Below are 16,650 nucleotides of genomic sequence, written 5' to 3'. Positions count from 1 at the left end.
ACTATTTATGCATCTACAATGGATATGGAAAAACCATGAAGTTAACTATCGAACAACTGATTGTTTTATCAGCACAAGATATGATTGATTTGGGGAAAATCTGGCCTCAACAAACGCCAGAACAATGGCAAATCCATCTAAAAAACGGCAATAAACTGTTCGCCGCCCGTTTCAATGACAGATTGTTGGCCGCAGTAAAAATCACTCTCAGCAATCAATCCGGCCTGCTTGAAGATTTATGTGTTCGTGAAATAACACGTCGCCGGGGTGTGGGTTTATATCTGGTCAATGAAATCAAGGCCCGGCATCCTGCTGTTAAACAGTGGAAGCTAAGTCTCAAGGGTTTCCCTGATGCCAACGAACCAGCGTTAAAAGGTTTTATAAACGCCTGTGGTTTTCATTATGACACCACTTCAAGCTATTATTTGGGCTGACTCATCTTCCAGACGGCAGCCACATTGCGGGCTGTCACCCGCAAATTCTCACGTCCGCAAGCAAGAGCATCCGAAAGAGAACAAACGCCGGGCATAATTGAGAAAACAGCATCCAATCCATGCTCATGAACGACATTATAGTCCTGACTCATACCGCCAACCAATGCAATGGTTGGAATAGCATACTTTTTGGCAATACGGGCAACGCCGATGGGTGTTTTACCGTAAATAGTCTGGCTATCTATCCGGCCTTCCCCAGTAATAACTAAATCAGCACCTTGTACTACTTTCTCCAGTTCCAGCGTGGAGATAACAATATCAATTCCCGGTTGTAATTTCGCTTTAAGCCAACCCAGTAAAGGCGCTCCCATACCACCGGCGGCTCCTGTACCCGGTACATCAATGACCTTCATTTTTGTCAGGAATTCAATTTTTTCACCGTAATGACGCAAAGCAGCATCCAATTCTTTCACCATCTCTGGGGTCGCCCCTTTTTGTGGTCCGAAAACAGCAGATGCACCAAACTCACCACATAACGGGTTAGACACATCACAGGCGACGATAATTTCAGTCCGATCCAAACGAGCATCCAAACCAGAAAGATCGATTTTAGCAAGCCGATTTAGCGCAGCCCCGCCAGCCGCCAACTCTTTTCCATCAAAATCAAGCAAACAAGCCCCCAACGCCTGCATCATACCGGCACCACCATCATTAGTCGCACTACCACCGATACCGAGGATTATCTTACTGACACCTTTATCTAAAGCAGACAGTATCAGCTCTCCGGTGCCATACGTCGTGGTTATCAGCGGATTACGCTTTTCCATCGGAACCAGATGTAAACCAGAAGCCGCCGCCATTTCAATAACAGCGGTTTTTCCATCACCCAGCACGCCAAAAAAACTATCCACCGGCTGATTTAACGGACCGGTAACAGGCAAATGGATAACTTGCCCATCGGTGGCTGCTACCATTGATTCAACCGTACCTTCACCACCATCAGCCATCGGCAGTTTAATGTATTCAGCTTGTGGATAGATTTCACGAAATCCCTGTTCTATCGCTTCAGCAACCTGCAAGGCACCAAGGCTCTCTTTAAATGAATCAGGTGCAATAACAATTTTCATCGGATTAGCTTGGTTGTAAGACTCTGAAAGAAGGAATAAAAAAGGCGATAAATCATTATCGCCCTTTTAACTTATTCATTATGAATACATTAACGCAAAATCACTTTATTTATGCTTCAATTGCTACACGCAGTTTTTTCATGGCATTCTTTTCAAGCTGACGTACACGCTCCGCAGAAACACCATATTTATCAGCCAACTCTTGCAGGGTAGATTTGTTATCATCATCCAACCAGCGGCAACGGATAATATCCTGACTGCGCTCATCTAAGCCTTCTATCGCTACCGACAATTTATCAGCGGCATGGTTTTCCCAGTTATCCTCTTCAATGCCATCTGCAAAATCAGAAGCTTTATCCTGAAGATACAGAACTGGGGCAACCGGCAAGCCTTCCTGACTCTCATCATCAGCAGACATATCAAACGCCATATCCTGTGCTGACATACGAGATTCCATCTCACGCACATCTTTACTGGTCACACCAAGTTCTTTGGCGACCATTTCCACTTCGTCCTGATTAAACCAACCTAAACGCTGTTTAGTTTTACGCAGATTAAAAAACAGCTTGCGCTGTGCTTTAGTTGTCGCGACTTTAACAATACGCCAATTACGCAGTACATATTCGTGGATTTCAGCTTTAATCCAGTGAACAGCAAAAGAAACCAGACGCACCCCCACTTCTGGGTTGAAACGACGTACTGCTTTCATCAAGCCAATGTTCCCTTCCTGAATTAAATCCGCCTGGGGCAGGCCATAACCAGCATAACTGCGAGCGACATGAACAACGAAGCGCAGATGAGACAGAATCAGCTTCTTAGCTGCATCCAGATCTCCCTGGTAATGCAGCCTTTCAGCCAGTTCCTTCTCTTCCTCTGCTGTCAGCATTGGGTAGGTATTAGAGGCACGAATATAGCCCTCTAGACTTCCTTGAGGAACTAACGCTAAGGTTTGCATTTCTTTGGCCATTCAAATCCTCTCAAATAAGGCTCAAATCGTTAGTACAGATTACATCAGTATTTATAAACCAATGCTCAACATACAGCGGTACAGTCTATCACCAGAATGTGCATATTCAAGTTACAGATGCGTGGGGTTGTAATAATTTCAGGACAGATAACATCCACCGTGGAATCACGGAACAAAAAATAGCAGATTGTTTTATATTTATGCAAGTAACTTTATTTGTACCAGCCATAACAAACATTAAGTCAATTATTCTGGCGTAAAGTGGCGCAAATGCTGGGTTGTCGCCAACCAAGCAGCTACCCAACCAATCATCGCGGAAATTAAAACTAGCAGCAGGGATTCATCCCATGAAAGCCCATGTAAATTAAACGTGGTACCAAACACACTGGCAACCTGTGTGACAACATCAGAGAGCTTCCATACCAACAGGGCCGAGAGTATCAATGATAACATCGCACCAAGCCCCCCTAACAAAGCGCCGCCATTGAGGAATGGACGTAAAATAAAACCATCAGTCGCGCCAATCAGCTTCATCACGTTAATCGTATCACGATGGCTGAAAATACTGAGGCGCACGCTATTACCGATGACCAGAAACAACGCCATGACCATTAGAATACCAATCACTGCCGCAATCTGACCGACAAGCCCCGTCAGCGCCGCCAAACGGGCAAACCAGCTATCATCCATCCGAACTTCTTCAATACCTTTGACCTGAGAAACCCTGTCACGCAATGTAGTCAAAGTCTGTGAGCTCTGAAAATCAATTTTCGGCGTAATGATAGCGACTGCGGGTAGTGGATTCTCTTCCAACATATCCAGCGCACCGCCAAAACCAGACCAAGTGCGGAACTCTGTCATCGCTTCCTGACGCGAGAGATAGTTAACATTATCCACCCCATCAAGTGCTTTCAGTTCGCTTATTAATTTTTGAGCGCTGTTATCATCCAGTGATTTATCGAGATACACCGTCAATTGAGGGGTGGGATACCATTTTTCCGCAGCCTGGCTGACATTCTTCCACACAATGTAACAAACGCTTGGTAATGTCAGAGATATCGCAATAACCATAATCGTCAACAGAGTTGCCAGTGGCTGACGCAACATATCTGTCAGCGCATTCATCCAGGCATAGCGCCACTGTTCACGCCATCCTCCTTGTAAAACTTTACTTTTCGATCTTGTTACTTTCCCCACTGCCTTACGCACATTTTTAACCATGATGCTCTCCCACCATACGGCCCTGGCCCAGAGTCAAAATACGATATTTCCGTCTTTCAATCAGTGCCATATCATGGGTCGCCATCAGCACTGTCACCCCTACCCGGTTAAACTCTTCAAACAGCCGTAAAATGCCCTCTGACAATTCACCATCAAGATTACCGGTCGGTTCATCCGCCAACAAAACAGTTGGCTTATTCACAACCGCACGAGCAATGCCAACACGTTGTTGTTCTCCTCCTGAAAGCTGAATTGGGAAATTTCTCGCTTTGTCCAGCAGACCAACCTTATCCAGAGCAGCGGAAGTCCGACGACGGATATCCTCAAAACTTGCACCTGAAATAATCAGCGGCATTGCCACATTATCGTATACCGTCCGATCCAGCAGCAGATGATGATCTTGGAAAATCATACCAATCTGACGACGTAGAAAAGGTACCTCACGGCTTTTTAACCGACTGATATCATGACCGGCAAACCAAATATGCCCAGCGCTAGGTCGCTCAATGCCACAGATGAGTTTCAGCAAGGTACTTTTACCTGCCCCTGAGTGACCAATTAGAAATGCCATTTCCGCAGGGCGCAAATGAAAATTCACCCCTTGCAGGGCTTGCCGTCCCCCCAGATAAGCTTTACTGACCTGTTCAAAGCGAATCATGGTAATTAATCCTCTCGGGCAAAAAGTGCCTCTATAAAATCATCTGCCTTAAATGGTCGCAGATCTTCAATTCCTTCACCGACACCAATATAACGGATAGGAATTTCAAACTGATCAGCAATGGCAAAAATCACCCCACCTTTGGCAGTCCCATCCAGTTTTGTCAGTGAGATACCTGTCAGCCCAACAGCTTCATGGAACAATTTAGCCTGACTTATCGCATTCTGGCCGGTGCTGGCATCCAATGTCAGCATAATTTCATGTGGCGCATCTTCGTCCAGTTTTTTCATCACCCGGACAATTTTCTTCAACTCTTCCATTAGGTGAGATTTATTTTGCAAACGACCTGCGGTATCTGCAATCAGTACATCTACCCCTTTCGCTTTAGCTGATTGAATAGCATCGAAAATCACGGAAGCGGGATCAGCACCAGTATGCTGCGCCACCACCGAAATATGGTTGCGATCCCCCCACACTTGTAACTGTTCAACCGCAGCGGCACGGAAAGTATCCCCGGCCGCCAGCATGACAGATTTACCTTGCGCCTGAAACTGACGTGCTAACTTACCAATTGTTGTCGTTTTACCAACACCATTAACACCAACCATTAGAATGACATACGGTGTTTTTCCTTCGATATCCAGCGGTTTATCGACTTTAACCAGAATGCCAGACATCTCTTCTTTTAATTTGGCATACAATGCTTCCGCATCTTTTAGCTCTTTACGGCTAGCATGCTCCGTCAAGCTGCCAATGATTTTGCGGGTAGTCTCGACACCAACATCCGCAATCAATAACTGCTCTTCCAATTCATCAAACAGATCATCATCGATCTTTTTGCCACTGAATAGGCTAAGAAAACCGGAACCCAGATTCTGACGGGTTTTAACCAGACTGCGTTTCAAACGAGAGAAAAAACCCTCTTTAGTCGGGCGCTCTTGCTCTTTTAATATAACTGGCCTTGGCTGTTCAGTTTGTACCTGTTGTGCAGCTAATCTTGCGGCTTCTTCTGCAAGACGTTGTTGTTCTGCCTGCTCCGCGGCTAATCTCGCAGACTCTTCAACAAGGCGCTGTTGCTCTGCCTGTTCTGCGGCTAATCTGACTGCTTCTTCAACAAGGCGTTGTTGTTCCGCTTGCTCCGCCGCTAATTTTGCAGACTCTTCGGCAAGGCGCTGTTGCTCTGCCTGCTCTGCGGCTAATCTTGCAGACTCTTCAACAAGTCGCTGCTGCTCTGCCTGCTCCGCGGCTAATCTTGCAGACTCTTCAACAAGTCGCTGCTGCTCTGCCTGCTCCGCGGCTAATCTTGCAGACTCTTCAACAAGAAGTTGCTGTTCCGCCTGCTCTGCCGCCAATCTCGAGGCTTGCTCTGCAAGGCGTTCCTGTTCTGCCTGCTCTGCCGCCAACCTTGCGGCTTCCTCTGCAAGACGTTGCTGTTCTGCCTGCTCTGCTGCCAATTGTTCTTCTTTTTGCTGCTCTTCCTGACGGCCACGCCCAAACCAGGAGAAAAAACCTCTTTTTTTCTCTTTTGCCATTAGCTACTACACTCCTCAAGGTTAAATCATGGCGTTATAACGGGGAATAATAACGAAATTAGAAGCAGTCTAACATTTTCGTAATAGCTCAACACATATCAATCACGAATTTCGTGGTAAATTAATGCCTGTAAGTCTTAACAACTGTTACGCAAATTATGGCAAAAAAACCACAACGGCAATCTATGGGACAAATCCGCATTATTGGTGGAAAATGGCGAGGCCGGAAATTACCTGTACCAAATAGTCCCGGATTACGCCCAACGACAGATCGCGTCAGAGAAACGCTATTTAACTGGCTAGCTCCGGTTATTCAGGAAGCACACTGCCTGGATTGCTATGCAGGAAGCGGAGCGCTTGGATTAGAAGCACTTTCTCGTTATGCAGCACAGGTTACCCTGATTGAATATGAACGTAATATAGCCAAACAGCTTTCCACGAATTTGGATCTGCTCAGTGCCCAAAATACCGAGGTCATTAACGACAGTGCATTAACCTATTTATCTCAACCAGGAAAACCCTACGATATAGTCTTCCTTGATCCTCCTTTTCGTAAAGGAATGCTTGCCGAAACAATAAAATTGTTGGAAGAACGGAATTGGCTGGCAGATGAAAGCTGGATTTATGTTGAGGCTGAATCTGAATCAGCGGCGACTGATGTGCCCGTTAACTGGCAACTTCATCGCGAAAAAGTTGCCGGGCAAGTGGCATACCGGCTCTATATCCGCTACTTACCCACATAATTATTATCTAGGAGTACACTCTGATGTTTATTCAACTGGGCAAGCTGTTAATGATCTGCGTTTGGGGATTTCTGATCTTTAACCTGATCCATCCATTTCCAAAACCCTTGAAGTATTTTATGGATGTCGCCATGATTTTCATGGTGGTCATGCATGCATTTCAAATGCTGCTTCTGAAAGCCAGTCAGCCAAAAGACCAAAAACTCTCTGGCTTAATGCAAACCAAAATCTTCTTTTTTGGTGTCTTTGAGCTACTGTCAACGCAGAAAAAGCAACTGAAAGAGAAAAGCCATCGCCTTAAATAGTGGACACGGCCCTAACCCCTGGAAAGTATATACAATTATGTGAATATGTGAGGAATGATTCATTTCATTCCCCCTTCCGGTTATGCATTAAAAAGCTGTCACTATCTGTCTCAGCACAGCTTAGTGCCTGCTTTCTTTGCTGAACAAATAAATCATTTCCTAATTCACTGCCTATTTCCGCACAGATACTTAAACCAATCTCTATTATTTAAGTCTATATTTTGCTAATAAAAGAGCAGATCCATTACCCATCACTTATTTTAAGGAACAAATATGAGCTGGCCATTTATTGCGGTGTTTTTTTCTGGTTGGTTGTATGTTGATGCAGCTTACCGTGGTCCAAACTGGCAAAGATGGCTATTCAGGCCAGTCACTCTGCTATTGTTGTTATTATGGGCATGGCAAGCGCCTGAGCTGCATATTTCAGGCTATTTAATCTGTCTTGGGTTATTTACTGCCTTAATATCAGATGCTCTGCGCATGCTCCCCAGTAAGTATTCACTACTCTCTATAAGCACATTATTCCTCTGTTATCTGCTCTACACGATAAGCTTTGTATTACAGATGAATTTCAGTTTCTTCTTCCCATTGCCATTAATTTTACTGGTTCTGGGCTCCATTATTCTGCTGGTTATTTGGAATAAACTGGAGGAAATGCGCTGGCTGGTCGTTGCCTCAGTCATCATGCTCCTGATCATGGTGTGGATGGCAGGTGAACAATACTTCGCTCTCAATACAGCATACAGTTTCTCCCTATTGGCAGGCAGTATCTTGTTGCTACTGTCACATAGTTTCTGGCTGATCAACCATTACCGTTTCCAATTCAAATCTTCTAAGGCGGTTGTAGCAACCTGTTATTTTATCGGCCATTTTCTGATTATTCGTTCTATTTATCTTTAATAAAAAAATTAAGTTGAAAATGAATATCAACATTCAGCCACACAATTTACCAACTTATTTTCTCTTTTTTATTTGACTCTGGAGTGGGCTCCAAAGTGTAGAGTTTGATCATTATCTTTGAGTAAACTTTATCCAGGGGGAGCCCATGTACTCAAATTCAAACAAAAATAGTGCTCATCAGCATAACCACCAGCATGGAAGCTGCTGCGCTACTACCACTTGTCCAGATCAGGCTAAACAAGTTAGTGAGCATTCACATAACCATGAACATGATGAGTCTTATTCACATGAGCACAACCATTCTCATGGAACACAAGAAACACAAGCGCCTGAGCTTTTAGCAAACCAGCGTTTTAGTTGGATTGTTAATGGCATGGATTGTCCGAGCTGTGCGCGCAAAATTGAAACCGCGGTCAGCAAAATTCCAGAAGTGAAACAAGCCAAGGTTCTATTTGCTACTGAAAAACTGGTCGTGGATGCCGATATAGATATACGTTCGGCAGTTATCCAAGCCGTTAATCAGGCTGGATTTGACTTACACAACCCAGATTCAAATCAGAAAGCGCCCAAAAGCAGCCGTTGGAAAGAATTTGCACCAATCATCACTCTTTCACTGATGATGCTGATAAGTTGGGGAATCTCCAGCACCAACCCCTCATTTGGCCGTATTGCCTTTATTATCACCACCGTGATTGGATTGGTGCCTATTGTCACCAAAGCCTGGAAACTCATACGATCAGGCACGCCATTCGCCATTGAAACCTTGATGAGTGTTGCCGCAATCGGTGCGCTATTTATTGATGCCACCGCCGAAGCGGCAATGGTACTGCTGCTGTTTATGCTTGGTGAAATGCTGGAATCCTACGCCGCCGGCCGTGCACGTCGAGGGGTGAGTGCATTGATGGCATTGGTCCCGGAAGAAGCACTGCTGGTAAGAAATGGTGAGAAAAAAACTGTCCCAGTCGCAGATCTACGCCCCGGAGATATTATTGAGGTTGCACCAGGCGGACGTTTACCCACTGACGCAGAATTACTCAGTTCATTCGCCAGCTTTGATGAAAGTGCGCTAACAGGTGAATCCATTCCGGTTGAACACATACAGGGAGAAAAAGTCCCGGCAGGTTGTCTGTCCGTGGATCGTTCAGTACAGATGAAAGTGCTGTCTGAACAGGGCAACAATGCCATTGACCGCATTTTGCAACTGATTGAAGAAGCCGAAGAACGCCGCGCCCCGATTGAGCGCTTTATTGACCGTTTCAGCCGAATTTACACTCCGCTGATTATGCTGTTCTCTGCGTTGGTTATCATTATTCCACCCATTGTATTCAGTCAACCTTGGGAAACATGGATCTACCGTGGTCTTACTTTGCTACTGATCGGTTGCCCTTGTGCTTTGGTGATTTCCACACCCGCCGCAATTACCTCTGCCCTTGCAGCAGCAACCCGCCGAGGGGCCTTGATTAAAGGGGGTGCGGCGCTGGAGCAATTGGGACTAATTACCACAATCGCTTTCGATAAAACCGGTACTCTGACTGCCGGTAAACCACAAGTCACAGATATACAACCAGCAGAAAATATCAGCGAATCTCAGTTATTAACTTTGGCTTCCGCAGTAGAAAGCGGCTCCCACCACCCACTGGCTAAAGCCATTTTGCAATACGCAAAAAGTAAAAACGTTAATATTACCGAAGCTGAACACCGTAAAGCGCTGGCGGGGGTAGGTGTTGAAGGTCAGTTAGACGGTAAGCGTATTCTCGTTAGTTCGCCCGGAAAACTGCCGGAAAACACGTTATCTGATCGTTGGAAACAAAAAATTGTTCAATTAGAAGATTGCGGTAAAACTGTTGTTGCCGTGATGCATGATGAACAATTTACTGGCCTTATCGCAATGCAAGATACGTTACGTCAAGATGCAATTGATGCTATCCGTTTCCTGAAAGATCAAGGCATTAAGTCAGTGATGTTGACGGGGGATAACCCACGTGCAGCAGCTGCAATTGCAGGTCAGTTAGGAATAGATTTCCGCGCCGGGTTAATGCCGGAAGATAAAGTCAAAGCTGTCGTTGCATTGAATAAAGATCACAACACAATGATGGTCGGTGACGGCATCAATGACGCACCCGCAATGAAAGCTTCCAGTATCGGTGTAGCAATGGGAAGTGGAACCGATGTTGCGCTGGAAACCGCAGACGCAGCATTAACTCATAACCGCCTGACAGGTTTGTCGGAAATCATCACCCTTTCCCGCGCAACGCACAATAATATCCGCCAAAATATTACTATTGCCCTAGGGCTCAAAGGGATCTTCCTTGTCACCAGCCTATTAGGCATCACAGGCTTGTGGATGGCAGTACTGGCGGATTCTGGCGCAACCGCTCTTGTAACAGCGAACGCGGTAAGGTTACTGAGGATTAAACTGAAATAATGAAAATCGTCTAGCTATTTAAGGATATGGGCCTTATTTCCGGCGCATATCCTGTACTATAGCCAGATAAGTTCAGTAGTAAAAACTCATTGGCATTCAAAGGCACGGTAGAAAAACAAAAACGTTCATTTCTCAACTCGGTGGTTATATTCAGAATTGATTCTCTTTTTTTCTAACCAGATAGCGATAAGGCATTTGTTCCGTTTCTTGGGCAACTAACTGGTGCTCCATAAAACGGCAAAAACTGGGAATATCACGCGTAGTTGCCGGATCATCAGCAAGAATTAATAACATCTGTCCTGCTTCCATATGACGCACGGTTTTCCGCACCATCATTACTGGTTCAGGACAGCGAAGCCCTTGTGTATCAAGGGTCTTGTCTGGATTAGTAAACACATCGGGCATAACTTATCTCTACTTCAGTCAGTCTATTAGACCGAATTATATTATAAAAAAGCTAGCAAAAATTAACTTTACAGACAGGCGTTTTGAATTTGTGCATAACCGACGTATCATGTGAGGCGCCGTCCGTTAAAACGGCAGATCTTTCATTGGGTTCCCTCACCCCATTATCCAAAAAGGTACAATATGTTTTCATCAGCTACAATTATACAACAGCGCGCTACTGCTTTAATTTGGCTTTCGTTATTTCATATTCTGATTATTATTTCCAGTAATTATCTGGTGCAACTACCTGTCTCTATTTTCGGTTTTCATACCACTTGGGGAGCCTTTACTTTCCCATTTATTTTTCTTGCAACCGATTTGACGGTTCGTATCTACGGCGCACCACTAGCAAGGCGAATCATCACTACCGTAATGATCCCTGCTTTGCTGATCTCTTATATTATTTCTGCTCTATTTTTCCAAGGAAAGTGGCAAGAGTTTACTGCGCTGTCTGAATTCAATCTCTTTGTTGCCCGTATTGCCTGCGCCAGCTTTATGGCTTATTTCCTTGGGCAGATACTGGATGTATACGTCTTCAATCGTCTGCGCCGGAGACGTAATTGGTGGGTCGCTCCCGCAGCGGCTATGTTTTTCGGCAACTTACTTGATACCATTGCCTTTTTCTCTATCGCTTTCTATCGCAGTACCGATGCTTTCATGGCGGCTAACTGGATCGAGATTGGGCTAGTAGATTACTGCTTTAAATTATTAATCTGCTTACTCTTTTTTCTACCCGCTTACGGCATTTTGTTGAACCTGATTCTCAAGTACTTCTTTGCCTATCAAACTAACAATACCCACATTCAAGTTCGCTGATCTTTATACGCCCAGCAAATACCTGTCCAACCCGCTAGCTTCCCCAAACGCAGCCAGGCCCAATGGAGAAGAAGGGCCTGTTCCAGTACAGAGATCGGGCATAGATCAAAAAAACACACATTTCCCACTATAAAACGGGCATAACAACTTTATTTATCCATAACCAACCATTAATTTTTACAGGTGGTGTTAGTCTGTTAAGTAATTTAAGTACTTTTTTCATCCGAAGCCAGTTTACTGGCCTGTCACATATTGCTCCCTGTTTGTTAAGAAAATTTATACAGCAAGCAGATATTGAGTTTCCACAAAAGGAGTAGTTTTATGCTGAAAATTATTCAATCCCCATCCAAATATATTCAAGGACCTGATGCCCTGCTCCATATTGGTAAATACACAAAAACCATCGCTGATCACGTTTTGGTTATCATCGGTAATTCCGCGATGAAATTGGTGGGAGATACCGTTCATAACAGTCTGGAACAGTATGAAATCACCCGCCATTTTGAACTGTTTGGCGGCGAATGTAGTCGGAATGAGATTAAACACCTGTCTGACATTCTTAAAAAACATGAATGCCAAGCCGTTATTGGTATCGGTGGCGGCAAAGTACAAGATACCGCAAAAGCGGTCGCTTACGAATCCAGATTACCTGTTCTGATTGCCCCCACTATCGCTTCCACTAATGCCCCAACCAGTGCTCTCTCTGTTATTTACAGCGATGATGGCAAATATGAAGACTATCTGTTTCTCCCAACAAACCCAGATATTGTCCTAATCGATACCAGCATTATCGCTAAATCCCCAACTCGTTTTCTCATTGCCGGAATTGGCGACGCACTGGCAACTTACTTCGAAGCCCGCGTTTGTGGCTCCGGCCATAAACCTCGAATGACAGATGGCGGGATATCCCGTACCGCAATAGCCCTCGCTCATCTCTGTTACGAAACTTTATTGGAAGAAGGCTATAAAGCAAAACTGGCTGTTGAAGCCGACGTCAGTACACCTGCGGTGGAAAATGTCATCGAAGCTATTACTTACTTAAGCGGCCTAGGCTTTGAAAATACGGGTGTAGCCGCCGCTCATTCAGTACACAATGGCTTTACTGTATTGGAAGAATGCCACCACATGTACCACGGCGAAAAAGTCGCCTTCGGGATATTAGTTCAACTAATACTGGAAAATAGCCCAAATGAAGAATTAGATACTTTACTTGATTTCTGTGTACAGATGGGACTACCGGTTACTCTGGATCAACTTGGTGTGAAAGATGGTGAAAAACTGAAAGAAAAAGTGATGGCAGTGGCGAAAGCGAGTTGCGCCGAGGACGAAACCATTCACAATATGCCTTTTGAAGTGACACCGGAAAAAGTGTATTCCGCTATTATGGCTGCTGACCGGATGGGACGCGACTGGCTGTATTAAATTTGACAAGAGCGGGCAAATTGTCCGCTCAAATTGTTGATAAAAAACCGATTTTTTTATCTAACCATTTTTTTAACGAAATTTCGTTCATCAAACAGAACCTGTCGCCATATTAAGAACCCCGCCTTCCCAAATTTTTCTTCCTGAAAAGATCTCACTGAGTACTAGCAGGTTAACTCAAAATATAAATTTACTATTCTGATTTTTTCAATTTAATAACATCACTCCAATTATTAATAAGAAATGTGCATTCATGACACCCAATTTGACTTCCTTTATTAAAATACTCTTTTGCCTTATTAAAATCTTGATTTACACCGATCCCATTTAAATAATTCGTTCCAATGGTGCGATAGCCTTCAAAATATCCACTTTTTCCAGCCAATTCGAAAAGCGCTCTCGCATCTGAGTATTTATTTTCATCCTCTAAAATAAACCCCAAATTAACCATAGATCTTAACTTATATTTATCCTTTCTTGATATAGATAACTTATATCTTTCACTGGCTTCTTGACGATAACCTTCTGTTTGTTGTATTACAGCGAGCATCCAGTTTGCATCTACATTCCCATTATTTGCTTTCTTTATTAACGCATGATATTCATTTTCATTTTTAGGCATTGGAATAGAAAATTCTGCTAAAAAATCATCCGAATGATTGAAGACAATCGATGGGGTATCTTGTATGTTCATGCCTGAACTCTGAGCAATAAAAGAAAAAAATAACACTGAATAGAGAAAATATTTCTTATTTTTTACAAAAAAATTATTCATAACATAATCTCGCTAAAAGTATCATTTATCCCTATTATGTCAATATTTGAATTTAGTGACGCCATCTGTATGTTTTTATCCACAGTAAAAAACACATCCACTATCTTAGTCGTATTCCCATTATTCCAGAGCACTGAACTTTCCAACCCATGAATGTTACCATTGATATCCTTAAATCCATTTTCTTTATATGTAAGATTTATAGCTGAAATTCCTGACTCACTTAATTTATACAACTCTCCGTCATCAGTTATACCATCTTTATTAGCATCAACCCATAACTCTAATGAATTCCATAGACTATCATTTTGATCAAAAATACCATCACAATTATCATCAAGATCTACTAATGCAGCAAACCCATTTGCTGATTTGTTTCCATTTTTTAATATATAATTATTCCCGAATAACTCACTTCCGTTATTTATTTTTCCATCTCCATTTTTATCCCATACCAGAAATGCATTATTGGCTTCTATCCATCCTGAACTTTCAACAATACCATCATTATCATGGTCAAAATATATAGAACCATTTTCCGCGATGGTAATAATACCATCTCCAGTTAAATCAATAATAAGTGGTGTTTCTGTATCTTTCTGACCTTCAACAATTTCTTCAAGATTATCTAATACAGCATTTGGACTCATTCCTCGTAATTCTTGAATAAAATCTATACCATTTTTATCATTATCATAATGTGAAACTCGAATAATTGAGTTTACAAAATCTATACAGTTATTGGTAAGGAGGTTGTAATTCGGTTTAAAATCATAGAAATTTCCATTTTTTAAATCAGAGATGTAGCCTTTCATATTATGAACCACACTCTCTGAATATATTGGATATGTAACACTGGAAATTTTTGATTTATCGTATGCTATTGAGTCTCTAAAAGTTATATTCTCAATTCCTCCTACTTGCTTATTATCACCTAAGCCCCACCCGATTGATTCACCCTGAAATTCAACCCATACATGTCCAAAAGTAGATTTGCTAACGTCTCCTGCCGCATTAGTATATTTAGTACCTGAAGGTGCTATTTTTACCGTTATTGTTTCTACATGCATTCCTTTAAAATTTTCGTTAACAATTTTATCAACTAACCCATAGTCTTTACTTGGCATAGTTATTTCCCTATTGAAAATTTCCATGATTTTCTTTGACAAATTAAAGAGAAGACAATTTACTGCAAATGGAAATAATTATCAATATCACTACTGAAATTTTATAAATCCATATCAAAAAACTAAATTAATAGTTTGCTAATATTTTATCTTTACTATTACTTCATTATTATATTCTTCGATAAGAAATTAGAACTGTTGGCATTTTGCGTTACTATTTTAGCTCCTACCATTGTCTTGAGTATAGCCACAGCGATAAGAAAACGCACTGTTCAAAACCAGTGCGTTAGGAAATAAATTTATCGAGTCTATTCAGGCAAAAAATTTTCATCCATTATTTGCTCAAATGTCCAAGGACAAGTTTCAGGAAATATATTCCGATTAATGAGTGTTTCTTTTTCTGCCAATCGACGAGCAGCGGTGTAAGCTTTTCCCAAATGTTCATCCAACTTATTTTTCAAACTGGGAGATTCTTGCAAACAGTCAATTGCCTTATCACGCTGTTCTTCAATAGTCAGTTCCCAACTCCGCCCTCTGCGATCTGCCTGATATCTCCATTTCAGTAAGTGTGCGAGTAAAATTTCCAACCGGGATCGTAATTCTCTACGCTCGCTTCGCCCCATAGCCTCAATTTCCTCAAGAAGATTTTCCGTATCCAACTGGCTCAAATCACCGGAACGAAGCAAACCTGCCTGCTCCTGCGTCCAGCCATAAAAGTCGCTGTTATAACGTGTCATCATGGTTCCTCCACTTGTATATCAGCTATGCAACTGTAATAAATTATGAGTCTGGCAGATTATTGGCATACCGTCAAAACAGTATATTTATCATCAAAATCGATTAGCACCCCATTCACCATACAAGGTACAACACAGTATTGCAGCTTAAAGCCGGGGGTTTTACCCTTTCATTTGGAAGAATAAATTTATCGAGTCTATTCAGGCCAAAAATTTTCATCCATTATTTGCTCAAACGTCCAAGGACAAGTTTCAGGAAATACACTACGCCTAATATTAGTTTCCCTCTCCGCAGCAATAATGGCATCACCATAAGCATCAGAGGAAATTTCGCCAAGCTCTGACTTTAAGCTGGGATTTTTTTTAAGACGACGGAATATTTTTCTTCTCTGTTCTTCAATCGTGAGCTTCCAGCTCCGACCTTGCCGTTCAGATTGGAATTGCCATTTTAGGAGGTGAAGAAACAGTACCTCAAGACGAGATTCCAGCTCGTTTCTTTGGCTATTTCCCATACTTTCTATTTCCTCCGAAAGGTTTTCCCGGTCCAATTGATTCAGATTACCGGAACGAAGCAAGCCTGCCTGCTCCTGCGTCCAACCATAAAAGTCGCTGTCATAACGTGTCGTCATGGTTCCTCCACTGGGTATATCAGCTATACAATTGTATAAATTATGAGTCTGGCAGATTATTGGCATACCGTCAAAACAGTATGTTTATCATCAAAATCGATTAGCAACCCATTCACCATAAATTGAAAAAATCCCTTCGTTTAGAAGGATACATACAGAGTAATAAATAGAAGATGCATAAAAACTATGTTTTTTGTTTGATAAAGAACAAAAACGAACCAAAAACGCTCACCAACAATTAAGTAAAGATCGTTATTGTGACAACAGTCACAATTTCATTGGTAAATCACATTTTAAAAAGCTAACAAATCACTCAGAATTACCGCCAGGGCAAAACAACTTTAACAACTGAGTGTTGTTTCACAGATAGGTTGAGTGATTTCGA

At 42.6% G+C, this 16,650-nt stretch carries 17 protein-coding genes; 7 read left to right on the top strand and 10 right to left on the bottom strand.

Features of this window, described 5'->3' with window-relative positions:
* Window positions 1–35: 35 nt before the first annotated feature.
* The gene (gene panM / locus KZ793_RS12385) at window positions 36–434 is read left to right on the top strand and encodes an aspartate 1-decarboxylase autocleavage activator PanM (protein ID WP_225815624.1); all 399 of its coding nucleotides are present in this window, start codon (window positions 36–38) and stop codon (window positions 432–434) included.
* Here panM and KZ793_RS12380 read toward each other — a convergent pair.
* The 5 genes from KZ793_RS12380 to ftsY all read right to left on the bottom strand — a co-directional run bounded on the left by KZ793_RS12380 (window position 422) and on the right by ftsY (window position 5,939).
* On the bottom strand, window positions 422–1,561 hold the full coding sequence (locus tag KZ793_RS12380) for a glycerate kinase (protein WP_225815623.1): 1,140 nt from the start codon (window positions 1,559–1,561) through the stop codon (window positions 422–424). The genes panM and KZ793_RS12380 overlap by 13 nt on opposite strands.
* 109 nt (window positions 1,562–1,670) lie before the next feature.
* Entirely contained in the window at window positions 1,671–2,528 is an 858-nt protein-coding gene (gene rpoH, locus KZ793_RS12375) for an RNA polymerase sigma factor RpoH (protein ID WP_225815622.1), read from the bottom strand.
* 246 nt (window positions 2,529–2,774) lie between these two features.
* On the bottom strand, window positions 2,775–3,749 hold the full coding sequence (ftsX, locus tag KZ793_RS12370) for a permease-like cell division protein FtsX (protein ID WP_225815621.1): 975 nt from the start codon (window positions 3,747–3,749) through the stop codon (window positions 2,775–2,777).
* Window positions 3,742–4,407 (bottom strand): cell division ATP-binding protein FtsE, encoded by a 666-nt coding sequence (gene ftsE, locus KZ793_RS12365; RefSeq protein ID WP_225815620.1) that lies wholly within the window; start codon window positions 4,405–4,407, stop codon window positions 3,742–3,744. Before ftsE ends, ftsX begins: the two co-directional genes overlap by 8 nt.
* Window positions 4,408–4,412: 5 nt before the next feature.
* A complete protein-coding gene (gene ftsY / locus KZ793_RS12360; RefSeq protein WP_225815619.1) occupies window positions 4,413–5,939 on the bottom strand; it encodes a signal recognition particle-docking protein FtsY in 1,527 nt (508 codons plus the stop codon).
* 158 nt (window positions 5,940–6,097) lie between these two features.
* Here ftsY and rsmD point away from each other — a divergent pair, with 158 nt between their 5' ends.
* The 4 genes from rsmD to KZ793_RS12340 all read left to right on the top strand — a co-directional run bounded on the left by rsmD (window position 6,098) and on the right by KZ793_RS12340 (window position 10,312).
* Window positions 6,098–6,682 (top strand): 16S rRNA (guanine(966)-N(2))-methyltransferase, encoded by a 585-nt coding sequence (gene rsmD / locus KZ793_RS12355; protein ID WP_225815618.1) that lies wholly within the window; start codon window positions 6,098–6,100, stop codon window positions 6,680–6,682.
* A gap of 23 nt (window positions 6,683–6,705) precedes the next feature.
* Entirely contained in the window at window positions 6,706–6,987 is a 282-nt protein-coding gene (locus KZ793_RS12350; protein WP_225815617.1) for a DUF1145 family protein, read from the top strand.
* A 273-nt stretch (window positions 6,988–7,260) separates the two neighbouring features.
* Window positions 7,261–7,887: a lysoplasmalogenase gene (locus KZ793_RS12345; protein ID WP_225815616.1), complete on the top strand. Its 627-nt coding sequence runs from the start codon at window positions 7,261–7,263 to the stop codon at window positions 7,885–7,887.
* Between the two features lie 145 nt (window positions 7,888–8,032).
* A complete protein-coding gene (locus KZ793_RS12340) occupies window positions 8,033–10,312 on the top strand; it encodes a zinc/cadmium/mercury/lead-transporting ATPase (protein WP_225815615.1) in 2,280 nt (759 codons plus the stop codon).
* Between the two features lie 150 nt (window positions 10,313–10,462).
* On the opposite strand, the gene tusA is transcribed toward KZ793_RS12340, so the two are convergent.
* Window positions 10,463–10,717, bottom strand: a complete 255-nt coding sequence (gene tusA / locus KZ793_RS12335; protein WP_049582752.1) for a sulfurtransferase TusA — start codon at window positions 10,715–10,717, stop codon at window positions 10,463–10,465.
* Window positions 10,718–10,900: 183 nt separating this feature from the next.
* Here tusA and KZ793_RS12330 point away from each other — a divergent pair, with 183 nt between their 5' ends.
* On the top strand, window positions 10,901–11,575 hold the full coding sequence (locus tag KZ793_RS12330) for a 7-cyano-7-deazaguanine/7-aminomethyl-7-deazaguanine transporter (protein ID WP_225815614.1): 675 nt from the start codon (window positions 10,901–10,903) through the stop codon (window positions 11,573–11,575).
* Window positions 11,576–11,896: 321 nt separating this feature from the next.
* The gene (locus KZ793_RS12325; RefSeq protein ID WP_225815613.1) at window positions 11,897–12,997 is read left to right on the top strand and encodes a glycerol dehydrogenase; all 1,101 of its coding nucleotides are present in this window, start codon (window positions 11,897–11,899) and stop codon (window positions 12,995–12,997) included.
* A gap of 193 nt (window positions 12,998–13,190) precedes the next feature.
* Here KZ793_RS12325 and KZ793_RS12320 read toward each other — a convergent pair whose 3' ends face one another.
* The 4 genes from KZ793_RS12320 to KZ793_RS12305 all read right to left on the bottom strand — a co-directional run bounded on the left by KZ793_RS12320 (window position 13,191) and on the right by KZ793_RS12305 (window position 16,265).
* Window positions 13,191–13,772: a tetratricopeptide repeat protein gene (locus KZ793_RS12320; protein ID WP_225815612.1), complete on the bottom strand. Its 582-nt coding sequence runs from the start codon at window positions 13,770–13,772 to the stop codon at window positions 13,191–13,193.
* Complete coding sequence (locus tag KZ793_RS12315; protein ID WP_225815611.1) at window positions 13,769–14,899, bottom strand: hypothetical protein; 1,131 nt, start codon at window positions 14,897–14,899, stop codon at window positions 13,769–13,771. Before KZ793_RS12315 ends, KZ793_RS12320 begins: the two co-directional genes overlap by 4 nt.
* 308 nt (window positions 14,900–15,207) lie before the next feature.
* Window positions 15,208–15,639: a DUF29 domain-containing protein gene (locus KZ793_RS12310; RefSeq protein ID WP_225815610.1), complete on the bottom strand. Its 432-nt coding sequence runs from the start codon at window positions 15,637–15,639 to the stop codon at window positions 15,208–15,210.
* Between the two features lie 194 nt (window positions 15,640–15,833).
* Window positions 15,834–16,265 carry a DUF29 domain-containing protein gene (locus tag KZ793_RS12305; protein WP_225815609.1) on the bottom strand — a complete coding sequence of 144 codons (432 nt, stop codon included), beginning with the start codon at window positions 16,263–16,265 and terminating at the stop codon, window positions 15,834–15,836.
* Window positions 16,266–16,650 lie beyond the last annotated feature (385 nt).

This window comes from Photorhabdus antumapuensis, from assembly GCF_020387775.1.
Lineage (GTDB): Bacteria > Pseudomonadota > Gammaproteobacteria > Enterobacterales > Enterobacteriaceae > Photorhabdus > Photorhabdus antumapuensis.
The sequence above is the reverse complement of the archived record's forward strand: the minus strand, read 5'-3'. Positions and strand labels throughout refer to the sequence as shown.

What these genes read in the sequence shown, in the direction of transcription:
- KZ793_RS12305 (WP_225815609.1), bottom strand. Translation starts at nt 16,265, where the DNA reads ATGACGACACGTTATGACAGCGACTTTTATGGTTGGACGCAGGAGCAG.
- ftsY (WP_225815619.1), bottom strand. Translation starts at nt 5,939, where the DNA reads ATGGCAAAAGAGAAAAAAAGAGGTTTTTTCTCCTGGTTTGGGCGTGGC.
- KZ793_RS12340 (WP_225815615.1), top strand. Translation starts at nt 8,033, where the DNA reads ATGTACTCAAATTCAAACAAAAATAGTGCTCATCAGCATAACCACCAG.
- rsmD (WP_225815618.1), top strand. Translation starts at nt 6,098, where the DNA reads ATGGCAAAAAAACCACAACGGCAATCTATGGGACAAATCCGCATTATT.
- KZ793_RS12380 (WP_225815623.1), bottom strand. Translation starts at nt 1,561, where the DNA reads ATGAAAATTGTTATTGCACCTGATTCATTTAAAGAGAGCCTTGGTGCC.
- KZ793_RS12345 (WP_225815616.1), top strand. Translation starts at nt 7,261, where the DNA reads ATGAGCTGGCCATTTATTGCGGTGTTTTTTTCTGGTTGGTTGTATGTT.
- ftsE (WP_225815620.1), bottom strand. Translation starts at nt 4,407, where the DNA reads ATGATTCGCTTTGAACAGGTCAGTAAAGCTTATCTGGGGGGACGGCAA.
- tusA (WP_049582752.1), bottom strand. Translation starts at nt 10,717, where the DNA reads ATGCCCGATGTGTTTACTAATCCAGACAAGACCCTTGATACACAAGGG.
- panM (WP_225815624.1), top strand. Translation starts at nt 36, where the DNA reads ATGAAGTTAACTATCGAACAACTGATTGTTTTATCAGCACAAGATATG.
- ftsX (WP_225815621.1), bottom strand. Translation starts at nt 3,749, where the DNA reads ATGGTTAAAAATGTGCGTAAGGCAGTGGGGAAAGTAACAAGATCGAAA.
- KZ793_RS12315 (WP_225815611.1), bottom strand. Translation starts at nt 14,899, where the DNA reads ATGCCAAGTAAAGACTATGGGTTAGTTGATAAAATTGTTAACGAAAAT.
- KZ793_RS12320 (WP_225815612.1), bottom strand. Translation starts at nt 13,772, where the DNA reads ATGAATAATTTTTTTGTAAAAAATAAGAAATATTTTCTCTATTCAGTG.
- KZ793_RS12310 (WP_225815610.1), bottom strand. Translation starts at nt 15,639, where the DNA reads ATGATGACACGTTATAACAGCGACTTTTATGGCTGGACGCAGGAGCAG.
- KZ793_RS12350 (WP_225815617.1), top strand. Translation starts at nt 6,706, where the DNA reads ATGTTTATTCAACTGGGCAAGCTGTTAATGATCTGCGTTTGGGGATTT.
- KZ793_RS12330 (WP_225815614.1), top strand. Translation starts at nt 10,901, where the DNA reads ATGTTTTCATCAGCTACAATTATACAACAGCGCGCTACTGCTTTAATT.
- rpoH (WP_225815622.1), bottom strand. Translation starts at nt 2,528, where the DNA reads ATGGCCAAAGAAATGCAAACCTTAGCGTTAGTTCCTCAAGGAAGTCTA.
- KZ793_RS12325 (WP_225815613.1), top strand. Translation starts at nt 11,897, where the DNA reads ATGCTGAAAATTATTCAATCCCCATCCAAATATATTCAAGGACCTGAT.